Here is a 12,766-nt window from a genome sequence, read left to right as displayed (position 1 = left end):
GTTCAATGTTCAATGTTCAATTAGGAATTCTTTTCTAGCCCAAATCATTCACTCTTTAATGGAATAAGCACTTTAAACTCACTGCCTTCTCCTGGTTTACTATTTATTGTGACCTTTCCATCATGAGCATCTACAATATGCTTTACAATAGAAAGTCCTAAGCCTGAACCTTTAGTGTCGTGTACATCGCCTGTAGGTACCCGGTAGAACTTCTCAAAGAGCTTGTCCAGTTGGTTCTTGGCTATTCCCATTCCATTATCTTTGATTGAAACGAAAGCAAATTCACCATCCTTCCCCGTTTTTACTTCCAATTGCTTTTCTTCTAAGCTATACTTCATCCCATTATCTATTAGGTTGACTAGGACTTCAATCAAGGCTTCCTTGTCAGCTTTTATTGGAAGGCTACTTTCGCTCAATTGAACTGAATGTTCAAAACCATTACTTTCTAAATGGTATGAGTAAGTATTCATCACATCTTGAACCACTTCAGATAAATCTAGTGCTGACCTACTATATTCTCGCTTGTTTGCCTCAATTTTAGAAAAGCTAAGAATACGATTGAGCATATTAGAAAGGCGATTCACCTCTTTAGTAATGATCTCATAGTATTCCATCTTTTTGCTTTCATTCTTTACCCTTCCCAACAAAAGAGTCTCAGCAAACATATTAATGAGGGCCAATGGCGTTCTGATCTCGTGTGAAACGTTCGAGACAAAATCTGCTTTCTTCTGGGCCAGCTCCATTTCGCGCTGAACATTTCTAAAGACCAACCCAACTCCTATAATCATGATTAGCATGAGTATGCCAAGAGCAATGAGATTATTCGTTTTTCTACGGTTTACGGCCTGCTCTACGGTTCCACCTTCGCGAGCAATCCCTACTTCAAACCTTGGAATTAAGTCGAGAGGCTCACTTTCAATCTGCCCGACTAACTCACCAGAGGTAGAATAAATCTGAAAGCCATCTTCAATTCTAGAGCAGGTAATAATAAAATCGCCCTGAGCCATTTCTTGAAACTTGGGTACTAGGGCCTGCTCCACAAACTTTTGCGCATTAAAGAAGTAGATGTTCAAAAAGAGCCTATCTCCTACCTTAGAAACAAAAAACTGATAGTCCATATACAGGCCATCATATTCTATCCAATCATCAAACGACTGTATTTTCTGAAAGTCACCCTCCTCCATGTAGCGAATCAGCCTGTTGACTATTGAGGTGTTTGCTTCGGCCAAATTGTTGGCCACTCCAAGAAAATCCTCGTTCAAAAGCTTTGCATTTTGAGAAAGCACGGTCTCGTCCCATCCGTTGATCTCCTTACTGTAAAGCGCCTGAAAAAAAGTGTAGGAGTTAAGTCTTTCTAACATTCTATCAGAATCGGCTCCCCAATTTTCTTCCTCAATAATTTTAAATACCTCAGCACTCTTCTCTTGAGCCACTTGGTTAACCGAAAAGAGCACAGACTCTAACTGTCTACGATAAATAGTGGTAAGCTCTCTCTCGTCTACTGTAAGTGAATTCAGCTGAAATACGCCATAAGTAACTACTGGCACAACCAATATAAGTAGAACTAAAAGGACTGATTTTTTACCTGATTTTGTCAATACTAAGGCATTTTAACTGCATGAAAATAAGCAATAGAGAATGGCCTTATTAATTTTGTGACATTCTTTTACAAAGGGTGGATTTTTAAACAGAAACACCTACCTTTGCAGCCCAAAATAAATTTATTCAAATGTTAAAGAATTACGAGACAGTATTCATTTTAAATCCCGTTTTGTCTGAAGACCAGATGAAGGATGCTGTCGGCCAGTACGAACAACTCCTCAAAAATGGTGGAGCTGAGATTATTAACACAGAGATGTGGGGACTTAAGAAATTGGCGTACCCAATTCAGCACAAGTCTACCGGTTTCTATAATCTTGTAGAGTTCAAAGCCGACCCAAGTTTAATCGCCTCTCTAGAAATCGAATTTAAAAGAGATGAGAGAGTAATGAGATTCTTAACTGTTGCACTAGACAAACACGCAGTAGAGTACAACGACAAGAGAAGATCAGGTGCATTTAAGAAGAAATCTAAGAAAGAGGAGGCAGCAGCATGACATTAGTTAACGAACCAGTAAACAGAGAGCAGCAGAAGAAGAAATACTGCCGCTTCAAGAAAAACGGTATCAAATACGTAGACTACAAGAACCCAGATTTCTTGTTGAGCTTCGTAAACGAGCAAGGTAAAATTCTTCCAAGAAGAATTACCGGTACTAGCTTAAAATACCAGAAGAAAGTTACTCAGGCGGTAAAGAGAGCAAGACACCTTGCCCTTCTACCTTACGTAGCTGATGGATTGAAGTAATAACCTAAACTGTAGAGAAGTCATGGAAGTAATATTGAAAACAGATATTAAAGGTTTAGGCTATAAGAACGACACAGTAAGTGTAAAGCCTGGTTACGGTAGAAACTACCTTATTCCTCAAGGTTTTGCTATCATTGCTAACGAGTCTAACCGCAAAATGATCGAAGAGAACATTAAGCAAGCGGCTCACAAAGCAGAGAAAATCAAAACTGATGCAGAAGCTATTGCAAATGCAATTGGTGACTCTGTATTAGAGATCAAAGCTAAAGTTGGTGATAGCGGTAAAATCTTTGGTGCAGTTACTACACTTCAAATTTCTGATGCATTGAAAGCTAAAGGCATCGATGTTGATAGAAAGAAAATCTCTTTCAAGAGCGAAGTGAAAATGGTAGGTGACTACGAAGTAGAAATCGATCTTCACAAAGAAGTTAAGAAAGATGTAAAATTCAGCGTTGTAGCTGAGTAAGCAATCTTAAAACATAAAAGGAAAGCCCGAGCAGCAATGCTCGGGCTTTTTTGTTGGGCTTAGGCTCAACTCCCCCACCCACGAGCGAATGAAATTGAGAGCTTATCAACTACTTGAGTTCTTATGAAAAATCAATCACTCTAGGTTACAACCTCTTTGAACATAAAACATTGAACTAGAACTACTACTCTTTGGCAAGCGTTTGCATTAGAATTCGACCAACCTAGCTTGATAAGGCGTTAGATTTTTCTTTAATTTCATTAGAGCAATTTGCATTGCCTTGACTGACACTAAGAAAACACTCCTTCAAATCACTCTAAATCAACCTTATCATGAAATCTGGTCAAAGACGCGTTGTCATTGAAAACGTTTCTCCTGAAATCAATTGTGGACAGCATGCTGCTAAGCGGGTTGTAGGCCAAATACTTGAAGTATCTGCAGACTTATTGGCCGATGGGCACGATGTACTCAATGCGCACGTCAAGTATAAGCACCAAAGCGCTAAGGCGTGGAAGTACGCTCCCATGGAATTGCATGAAAACGATCGATGGGCTGGCTCTTTTAAGGTCGAAAAACAAGGATTGTACGAGTATACTGTTGAAGCCTGGATAGACTACCCACTTACTTGGCAGCACAATATAGAGCGCAAAATTGAAGACGGACAACAAGTAAATGTAGAACTAGAAGATGGTATTCAATACCTCCAGGCTGCCAAGAAAAAAAGTAAGGCGGATAAGGAGTATTTAGAGCAACTCATTGCTGCTTTCAAGAATACTGACGACTATAACTTTGCTATAGAAGAAGCTCAATCAGAAAAACTACATCAGGTCTTTTTAACAAATCCAGTTAAGCAATTTGCTACAACCTACGATAAACTCTTACCTCTATATGTAGACCGAAAGAAGGCTTTGTTTAGTTCTTGGTATGAATTCTTTCCTAGATCTACCGCCAAAGAGCCTAACCAACACGGAACCTTTAAAGATGTATTGGAAATTATTCCATTAGTAGCAGAACAAGGCTTCGATGTTATTTACTTCCCTCCTGTTCACCCTATAGGAACTGCGCATAGAAAAGGCAAGAACAATACCACTACCGCTTTGCCGGACGATGTTGGTGTGCCTTGGGCTATTGGCAACAAAGAAGGTGGTCATAAAGACATTTTGCCTGAACTAGGTTCTTTAGAAGACTTTCAGGAAGTAATAAAAGTAGCAGCGGAGCATGGCATTGAAATCGCTATGGATTTTGCACTTCAGTGCTCTCCCGATCACCCTTATGTTAAGGAACATCCAAGCTGGTTCAAATGGCGACCGGATGGAACGGTTCAGTATGCCGAGAATCCACCAAAGAAGTATCAGGATATATACCCTATCTACTTCGAGTCGGAAGACTGGGAGAATATGTGGGACGAATTCATCAGCATAGTGCTGTATTGGAACAAACTTGGTATTAAAATCTTTAGGGTAGACAACCCCCACACCAAACCATTCGGTTTCTGGGAATACCTGATTGCAGAAGTGAAGAAAGTAGATCAGGACGTTCTATTTCTTTCCGAAGCTTTTACTAAGCCCAAAACCATGCAGCGCTTAGCTAAAATTGGCTTTACCCAAGGCTATACTTACTATACTTGGAGAACCAGTAAGAGCGAACTCATTGAGTACATGAACGAGTTGACCAAAAGCCCAATGAAGGACTATTTCCGTCCTAACTTTTGGCCTAACACACCAGATATTAACCCTTGGATGCTGCAAGGAGGTAACGAAAATCTATACATTACCAGACACATGATGGCCGCAACATTGAGTTCTAACTTTGGAATGTACGGCCCTGTTTATGAGCAAATTGAAAACGCTGCGGTAATTGGTAAGGAAGAATATCTCAACTCAGAAAAGTATGAAGTAAGGCATTGGGATTGGAAAAAAGTGACTAAAGTGGGGCAGCTTGTAGGGAAAATCAATAAGATTAGAAAAGAGCACAAAGCCCTCCAGGAAACCAACAACATTGATTTCTGCCAAATAGAAAACGATCGAATTCTGGCTTATTTCAAGCAAAGCCAAGATAAAACGGACAACATGCTGTTTGCCGTAAACCTAGACCCTTACAATAAACAAGGCGGCTGGGTACAAGTACCTAAACATAAATTAGGCTTAGATAATAATCACCCAATCAGAGTTACTGACCTCATTACTGGTAACAGCTATATCTGGAACCAAGAGTGGAACTTTGTTGAGCTAGATCCATATCAGATACCTTATCATATTTTTTCAATACATTATTAGAATGAATTATGGCTAAAGCAACCAACAATAGGGACATTGAATGGATAGCAAAGTTTGAAGACGAAGACTTCAGACATCAGCTCAGCAATAGTATACTGCCCAAGTATATGATGAGTACCCGTTGGTATGCAGCCAAAACCCAAAAGGCAAAAACATGTAGAATAGAAATGAAAATGCCGTTTCAGATCAATGATCAAGAAACGGCATTTTTTATTACCATAGAAGTAAACTTCGAAGCCGGTTTTACTGAGTACTACTTCATCACCTTAGCATTGGTCGATTCTTCAGATCAAATAGATGATGCGAAGGGCGAAATAACTCCTCTGGTACTGGATGAAGAACAGGGACTGTTAATAGATGCCCTTTACTATGAACAGTTCAGAAAAGCCCTCTACAAGCAAATACTATCTCAAAAAACTGTAACAGACGGAAATACGAAAATACTCTTTGAAAAAGGCAAGGTCCTTAGGTCTAGCCAGACTTATGAGTCATCTAGAGTATTAGGTTTCGATCAGAGTAACACGTCTATTGAATTCAACGGAAAATATTTCTTCAAAGCATATAGAAGGCTATTCCAAGACGCTAACCCAGACTTGGAACTCACCAAGTTTCTTTCAGATGAAAGTGACTTTAATAACTGCCCAAAATATGCTGGTAGCGTAAGCTGGATTAAGAATGAATACGCCACCATCTCCATTGGCATAATGCAAGAGCGCATTGATAATATTGGAGAAGCCTGGAATCATACTTTAGAAATGATGAAGGGGTACTTTGAAAGAATTCAGGCAACCGATATGGCACCTGAAGACATTCAATACATCAACAAATTCGACTTCAACTCTCCCGATGATATCAGGTCTGATTTTAGGCTTCTCATCGGAGATGATGTTTTGGAAAAGGTAGAGAAGATGGCACTAAGGGTAGCAGAAATGCATATTGCTCTTTTCAAAAATAAGATTGACGCCAAGTTCTTCCCCATACCATTTAACGGAGACTATACGGTATGGCTTAAAAACCGGATCATCTACCAGTTAAATGCCCGCTTTATTTTGGTAGAAGAAAACCTGAATAAACTGGATGGCCTAGCCAAAGAATACGCTGAAATGTTTGTTTCTGCTAGGGAAGAAATCACTACTCGATTCTTGGCTTTTGAAGAGTCTCAGCTCAACTCTAGCCGAATCAGAATTCATGGCGACTTGCACTTAGGCCAAATTCTAATGAATGAGCAAGATGATTTTTACATCATCGATTACGAAGGCGAACCAGAAAGTACTATTCGTGACCGCAAGGTAAAGCAAACTCCATTGAAAGATGTAGCCGGAATGCTTCGCTCTTTTCACTATGGCGTATATGCAGTGATCTTTGACGACAAACTCAACCACAAGCTGTCTAGAGAAGAGCTGTTTGAAGCGGGCGAAAAATACTATAGAGCCATAGCTTCAGTTTTCTTAAACAAGTATGTAACCACAGCCATGAACAAAGGCCTGAATATAGGCTACGAGTCAGAAATAAGATATCTGCTCAAATATCACCTACTCGAAAAAGCAGTGTATGAAATCGGCTATGAACTCAAAGCCAGACCCGACTGGGTGATAATTCCACTCACCGGCATCAAACAAATATTAGAAGATTAACCATGAAGGAACATAAGCACGTTAGCTCCAACTCTCTTTTTACTGAATTCGATAGTAGCCTCTTCAAGTCAGGAAAACACTTTAAGCTTTACGAAAAGCTAGGCTCCCATATCATAGAGGTTGAAGGCACAAAAGGCACCCATTTTGCCGTTTGGGCACCCAATGCCAGTAAGGTTCAGCTTATTGGTGACTTCAACTCATGGAATGGAGATGGATATGAGCTTTACCCTCGCTGGGATGGTTCTGGTGTATGGGAAGGTTTTGTACCAGAACTAGCCCAAGGAACGGTTTACAAGTACAAAATCCACTCTAACAATTACGGGCAAGTGTTAGAAAAAGGAGATCCCTTTGCTATGCACTGGGAAGTTCCACCTAAAACAGCATCTGTTGTGTGGCAAAACAACTACCAGTGGAAAGATGCTCAGTGGATGCAAGCAAGAAAAGAAAAAAACGCCTTAAATCAGCCTTTTTCGGTATATGAAGTGCATTTAGGGTCATGGAAGCGCAAAGAGAATGGCGAATCTTTAAGCTATCAAGAACTAGCGGTAGACTTAGTTAATTACGTCAAAGACATGGGCTATACGCATGTGGAGTTTCTACCTTTAATGGAACATCCATTCTTTGGTTCATGGGGTTACCAAGGCACAGGTTACTTTGCCCCAACCTCTAGATACGGAACTCCAGATGACTTCTTTGCGATGATGGATGCTTTCCATGAAGCTGAAATAGGCGTAATCATGGACTGGGTTCCTTCCCACTTCCCTAACGATGACCACGGAATCTATAACTTCGATGGCACTCACCTCTTCGAGCATGCAGATCCTCGCCAAGGCTATCACCCTGACTGGAGCTCCTACATCTTCAATTATGGTAGAAATGAAGTACGATCATTCTTGATCAGTAGCGCAGGATTTTGGTTAGATGTTGGGCATGCCGATGGACTCAGGGTAGATGCAGTAGCCTCTATGCTCTACTTAGATTACTCAAGAAAAGAAGGCGAATGGATACCTAACCAATATGGTGGAAGAGAGAACTTAGAGGCCATTTCCCTTTTAAAAGAACTAAATGAATACGTTTACAGCGAATTTGAAGGCATTCAGACTATTGCCGAAGAATCTACGGCATGGCCAGCAGTTTCAAGACCTACTTATGTAGGCGGCTTAGGCTTCGGAATGAAGTGGATGATGGGCTGGATGCACGATACGCTAGAGTATTTCAAGAAAGATCCGTTTCACCGCCAGTACCACCAAAACAACATTACCTTCAGCTTAAACTACGCTTTCACTGAGAATTTTATGCTGCCACTCTCACACGATGAGGTGGTACATGGCAAAGGTCCTCTGATTGACAGAATGCCAGGCGATGAATGGCAACGATTTGCCAATTTGCGCTTGCTTTATGGCTATATGTACACTCACCCTGGCACTAAGCTGGTATTTATGGGGGGAGAAATTGGGCAGACTTCTGAATGGAAACATGATTATTCTTTAGACTGGCATTTGCTAAAGCATGCACCCCACCAAGGTGTTCAGCAACTTACTAAGGCCCTGAACAAACTCTACCAGTCAGAGCCAGGCTTATACCAAAATGGATTCACCGCAGAAGGTTTTGAATGGATTGAACTAAACGATTATCAGAATTCGGTGCTGAGCTTTATTAGAAAAGGCGAGAATGAAGCAGATAACCTGACAGTAATCTGTAATTTTACGCCTGTTGTTCGCGAGCATTACAGAATCGGAATCAACGGTGGCACTTGGCAAGAAATCTTTAACTCAGATGCTAAAGAATTCTGGGGAAGCGGAGTAGCCAACGAAGGTAAGATTCAGTCGCAAGCACAACCTCACCATGGAAGACCGAACTCATTGGAGCTGACACTACCTCCTTTGTCGGTAATTATTTTCAAACAAGTGCCAGAAGCGAAAACTGCGAAGAAAAGCGCAGCTAAACCAAAGGCTAAGAAGTAGGAAAATTCCTCATGGAAAGATATTTATGTATTCACGGGCACTTCTATCAGCCCCCAAGAGAAAACGCATGGTTAGAAAAAATCGAAATTCAACCTAGTGCTTTCCCCTATCACGATTGGAACGAGCGCATCACCAAAGAATGCTACTATCCTAATGCATTCTCCAGAGTGCTCAATGACGATCAGAAGATCATAGACATTGTCAACAATTACTCTAAGATCAGCTTCAACTTTGGCCCTACTCTACTCTCATGGATGGAACAACATGCACCTGAAACTTATCAGGCCATTCTAGATTCAGACAGAGAAAGTCAGCAGAACTTTGGTGGGCACGGTTCGGCCATGGCTCAGGTTTATAATCATATGATTATGCCTTTGGCCAACAGAAGAGACAAGGAAACGCAGATTATCTGGGGAATTGAAGACTTCAGAAAGCGTTTCGGCCGTCAGCCAGAAGGCATGTGGCTTGGCGAAGCTGCAGTAGATTCAGAATCGCTTGAGTTAATGGCTAAGCATGGCATAAAGTTCAGCCTATTGGCTCCTAGACAAGCTGCAAGGTTTAGAAAAATTGGTGAGCAAAACTGGACTGAAGGAATAGACCCCAACAAACATTACAAATACACGCTGCCCAACGGAGAAAGCATTACGCTCTATTTTTATGATGGCGAACGCTCTCAAAATGTAGCATTTAAAGGTGTATTGCAGAATGGTAAGGCCTTTGCCCACGACCTGATGGAAGGCTACCGCGGAAATGTAGAAAATGAGTTCGTTCACATTGCTACCGATGGTGAAAGCTATGGCCATCACCACAAGAATGGCGATATGGCCCTGGCCTATTGCCTAAGATACATCGAAGAGAATAACTTCACTAAGCTGACCAACTATGGTCAGTATTTATCGCTTTTCGAACCAGCATACGAAGTGCAAATTCATGAAAATAGCTCATGGAGCTGTGTTCACGGAGTAGAAAGATGGAGATCTAACTGCGGTTGCCATACAGGTGGAGAAGGTCATTGGAACCAGAAATGGAGAGAGCCGCTCAGAACTGCTCTAGACAATGCGCGAGATACCATGATAGACATTTACGAAAAGGGAATGGCTAGCTTTGTTGATGACCCTTGGGCCATGCGCGATGAATACATTGAAGTGATCTTAGACAGAAGCAAACCTAACCTGAGGAGCTTTCTGAAAAAGCACATCAATAAAAAGCTAACAAATGACGAGCGCACTCACGTAATGCGCATGCTCGAAATGCAGCGCAATGCCATGCTCATGTACACCAGCTGTGGTTGGTTCTTCAACGATATTTCTGGTATTGAAACACTTCAAATTCTACAGTATGCTTGCCGAGCCATTCAACTAGGAGAAAGTGAATCTGAGTATAGGTTCGAAGACAAATTTCTAGAAGACCTAAGCCGAGGCCACAGTAATAGAACAGCAGAAGGCAGCGGTAAAGACATTTACCTCAAACACATTAAGCCCTACATGTTATCGCTCACACAAGTGGGCATGCACTACGCTGTGGCTTCTCTTTTTGCCGATAATCCTCAAAGTTTAACGGTCTTAAATTACGATTGTAATAGTATCTTTTTCGATAGACGGAGCGCAGGTATTCAGAAGCTGGCCTATGGTACAACTAGGGTGAAATCTAAAGTAACCACATCAGAAAAAGAATTCAGCTTTGTGGTGATTTACCTTGGACAGCATCACCTTATTGGAGGAACTTCGAGAAGATTATCTACCGAAGAATTTGAACCAATTTCTAGTGCACTTTGCAAGGCCTTCGATCAAAGTAATATTTCTCAGGTGGTAGACATCATCAAAGAAGGATTTAAAGCGCACACTTTCTCCTTCTTCGGAATGTTTAAAGATGAGCAAATGAAGCTCGTCAATCAATACCTCGCAGAAAGTGAGGAATTGGCTTATGACTCTTACCGAAAGATTTACGACCGTAATTACAACATCATGAATGTAATGCGGGTAGAAAATCTTCAAATTCCGCCTACGCTAAAGCAGAACATTGAAGATGTTATCAATATTGAGTTTAAGGACCTGCTTGTAAACGGCCATTTCAGTATTCAAAAGATGGACGAACTTTGTGATGAAGTTATTAAGTGGGGTATTCAGTTGAATGAAGACCTGCTCAATGCCAAACTCAACGACAAGTTAGACGCTATGTTCCGTGAGTTCCTTCTTGACCATTCAAACCTCAAGGTGTTAGATGATATCTTGGCCACTATAAAGCTCTTTAAAAAGGTTAGTTTGAACCCCATATTGGTAAACTTGCAAAATGGCGTTTTTGAACTAAGCAAAACCATGTATTCAAAGGGTTCGGCAGCTACCGAAGATGACAATACATTGATAGAAACCTTAGAAGAAATAGCTCGAGAAATCAATATTGACCTGACCTATGTAAAACAACAAGTGGCTTGGTAGATCCAAACCCTAGATGATACACAACCTATACAGGCCGTCAAACCTGAGGTGTTTCCACAGACCATTCCCCCTTTTTGAAAAAGGGCTAGGGGGATTCGATGTTTCAGGAAAGTCCATCAACTGAAGAACCCAATAAACCTTGGAAGAGATGGGCTCTCTTGCTTTTTTTCCAGAAAAATGCTCCTGAACCAAGGGAAATACAGCTTTGCGAATAGAAGGCTACTTTTTGAAAACTATAGCCACTTATAGGCGTACCTTAAGAAGTAATTCAAGAGCTAAGCTAAATATGATCGCGATTACGTTAGCCCGTGGCCAATGCTAGCAGTATTAAAACAGGATAAACCTTGAGAAGTACAGTAATTAAATTCTTCATACTATCATTAGTAATTTTACTAAGTGCCTGCACAGATAAGCAACCGAACTCCAAAACTGAAAATTCACTCCCGGAAGAGAGCAGTTACCTTGGTCAAAAACCACCCGGCAAAACTCCAGAAGCATTCGCCCCTAAGCTTGTAACCACTACAAATTGGGAATACAGTGGCGTCTTCAATCCAGACATGACAGAATTTTACTTCCTAAGACAGGTTGAAGGGTCTGAAGAGAGGGAATTCGTGGTTTACGAAAAGAGAAACAATCAATGGAATGAGGTTGTCATCTCCCCTCGCCAAGGTCAACCATTCGTTTCACCCGAAGGCAAAACCATGCATTTGGGCCGTAGATATATGGAACGAATGGACTCCAATAGGTGGTCGGGTATAAAAGAACTTGATGCTCCATTCAATGAGTTGCCAATTATGCGACTAACTGCCTCTTCTCAGGGCACTTATTTCTTTGACGAGTTTAAACAAGACTTAACAGGCGACATCCGATACTCTCGACTAAAAGACGGTATTTATGAAGAACCGAAATTGCTCGATGAAAAAATCAATAACGGTAGAAGTTTCCACCCCTTTATTGCCCCAGATGAATCGTACCTCATATTCGATAGCTACAGAGAAGAGGGATATGGAAATTCCGACCTATATATTAGTTACCGTCAACAGGACGGATCATGGGGAACTCCTATTAATTTAGGCCCCGAAATAAACACAAAAGCATGGGAGGCATCTGCCAGCGTTACTCCAGACGGCAAATACCTTTTCTTCAATAGAAAAGTAGGGCCAGACGAAGGTAGAAATGTAGACATTTTTTGGGTCGATTTTCAGGTAGTGAAAGACCTTAAGCCACCGTTAAAACGCTGATGTTTCAGGGGCATCTAGTCCCTTTTGCATATCTCCTCCCGATTAGCTTTCTTGAACTAAGAAAACACACAAAATCTCTTTTAGAATCTCTGTGCTTTTCTGGAAATAAAAGGTGCATATAGCACACTATTTTAGTGTGCTATAAAGAAGTTTTACAGACTGGTGAATATAACTGCCACAGTGGTGTGTAGCTAATGTTGGCAACAAGCTGAAAAAGCCACCGCACTAATAGGCACATTTGGTTTTTGCCAACCCCAAAGCCAAACGCAAAACCAAAAGAGCTTAACCAGCTCACCTCTCTAAAAAGTTATGATTTTGACTTTCTTCTTGTTGGATACATGACTTGTTTCTCCTTGAATTAACCATTCTCGTCCCTAAGCGTCTTATTAATACTTTGGATCAGGGCA

The 12,766-nt window shown here is 41.1% G+C and carries 9 protein-coding genes; 8 read left to right on the top strand and 1 reads right to left on the bottom strand.

Features of this window, described 5'->3' with window-relative positions; all coding sequences use genetic code 11:
- Positions 1 to 44: 44 nt before the first annotated feature.
- The gene (locus tag AWW68_RS19095) at positions 45 to 1,598 is read right to left on the bottom strand and encodes a sensor histidine kinase (RefSeq protein WP_157717729.1); all 1,554 of its coding nucleotides are present in this window, start codon (positions 1,596 to 1,598) and stop codon (positions 45 to 47) included.
- A 131-nt stretch (positions 1,599 to 1,729) separates the two neighbouring features.
- On the opposite strand from AWW68_RS19095, the gene rpsF reads away from it, so the two are divergent.
- From rpsF to AWW68_RS19055, 8 genes are all read left to right on the top strand, one after another.
- The gene (gene rpsF / locus AWW68_RS19090; protein WP_068225047.1) at positions 1,730 to 2,095 is read left to right on the top strand and encodes a 30S ribosomal protein S6; all 366 of its coding nucleotides are present in this window, start codon (positions 1,730 to 1,732) and stop codon (positions 2,093 to 2,095) included.
- Positions 2,092 to 2,343: a 30S ribosomal protein S18 gene (rpsR, locus tag AWW68_RS19085; protein WP_068225045.1), complete on the top strand. Its 252-nt coding sequence runs from the start codon at positions 2,092 to 2,094 to the stop codon at positions 2,341 to 2,343. The genes rpsF and rpsR overlap by 4 nt, the downstream gene beginning before the upstream one ends.
- A gap of 22 nt (positions 2,344 to 2,365) precedes the next feature.
- Complete coding sequence (gene rplI / locus AWW68_RS19080; protein ID WP_068225043.1) at positions 2,366 to 2,809, top strand: 50S ribosomal protein L9; 444 nt, start codon at positions 2,366 to 2,368, stop codon at positions 2,807 to 2,809.
- A gap of 332 nt (positions 2,810 to 3,141) precedes the next feature.
- Positions 3,142 to 5,085: an alpha-1,4-glucan--maltose-1-phosphate maltosyltransferase gene (locus AWW68_RS19075; RefSeq protein WP_068225042.1), complete on the top strand. Its 1,944-nt coding sequence runs from the start codon at positions 3,142 to 3,144 to the stop codon at positions 5,083 to 5,085.
- An 8-nt stretch (positions 5,086 to 5,093) separates the two neighbouring features.
- Positions 5,094 to 6,719, top strand: a complete 1,626-nt coding sequence (locus AWW68_RS19070; protein ID WP_068225041.1) for a hypothetical protein — start codon at positions 5,094 to 5,096, stop codon at positions 6,717 to 6,719.
- A gap of 2 nt (positions 6,720 to 6,721) precedes the next feature.
- On the top strand, positions 6,722 to 8,683 hold the full coding sequence (glgB, locus tag AWW68_RS19065) for a 1,4-alpha-glucan branching protein GlgB (RefSeq protein WP_068225038.1): 1,962 nt from the start codon (positions 6,722 to 6,724) through the stop codon (positions 8,681 to 8,683).
- A gap of 11 nt (positions 8,684 to 8,694) precedes the next feature.
- Positions 8,695 to 11,118, top strand: coding sequence for a DUF3536 domain-containing protein (locus AWW68_RS19060; protein WP_068225035.1), 2,424 nt, complete (start codon positions 8,695 to 8,697; stop codon positions 11,116 to 11,118).
- Between the two features lie 344 nt (positions 11,119 to 11,462).
- Complete coding sequence (locus AWW68_RS19055; RefSeq protein WP_068225033.1) at positions 11,463 to 12,359, top strand: TolB family protein; 897 nt, start codon at positions 11,463 to 11,465, stop codon at positions 12,357 to 12,359.
- The last annotated feature ends 407 nt before the right edge of the window (positions 12,360 to 12,766 follow it).

The sequence above is a fragment of the Roseivirga spongicola genome, from assembly GCF_001592965.1.
Lineage (GTDB): Bacteria > Bacteroidota > Bacteroidia > Cytophagales > Cyclobacteriaceae > Roseivirga > Roseivirga spongicola.
This window is presented reverse-complemented; position numbering and strand designations above follow the sequence as displayed.

Excerpts from the sequence above, each read along its gene's own strand:
- rpsR (WP_068225045.1), top strand. The coding sequence starts at position 2,092 with ATGACATTAGTTAACGAACCAGTAAACAGAGAGCAGCAGAAGAAGAAA.
- AWW68_RS19075 (WP_068225042.1), top strand. The coding sequence starts at position 3,142 with ATGAAATCTGGTCAAAGACGCGTTGTCATTGAAAACGTTTCTCCTGAA.
- rplI (WP_068225043.1), top strand. The coding sequence starts at position 2,366 with ATGGAAGTAATATTGAAAACAGATATTAAAGGTTTAGGCTATAAGAAC.
- glgB (WP_068225038.1), top strand. The coding sequence starts at position 6,722 with ATGAAGGAACATAAGCACGTTAGCTCCAACTCTCTTTTTACTGAATTC.
- AWW68_RS19060 (WP_068225035.1), top strand. The coding sequence starts at position 8,695 with ATGGAAAGATATTTATGTATTCACGGGCACTTCTATCAGCCCCCAAGA.
- rpsF (WP_068225047.1), top strand. The coding sequence starts at position 1,730 with ATGTTAAAGAATTACGAGACAGTATTCATTTTAAATCCCGTTTTGTCT.
- AWW68_RS19070 (WP_068225041.1), top strand. The coding sequence starts at position 5,094 with ATGGCTAAAGCAACCAACAATAGGGACATTGAATGGATAGCAAAGTTT.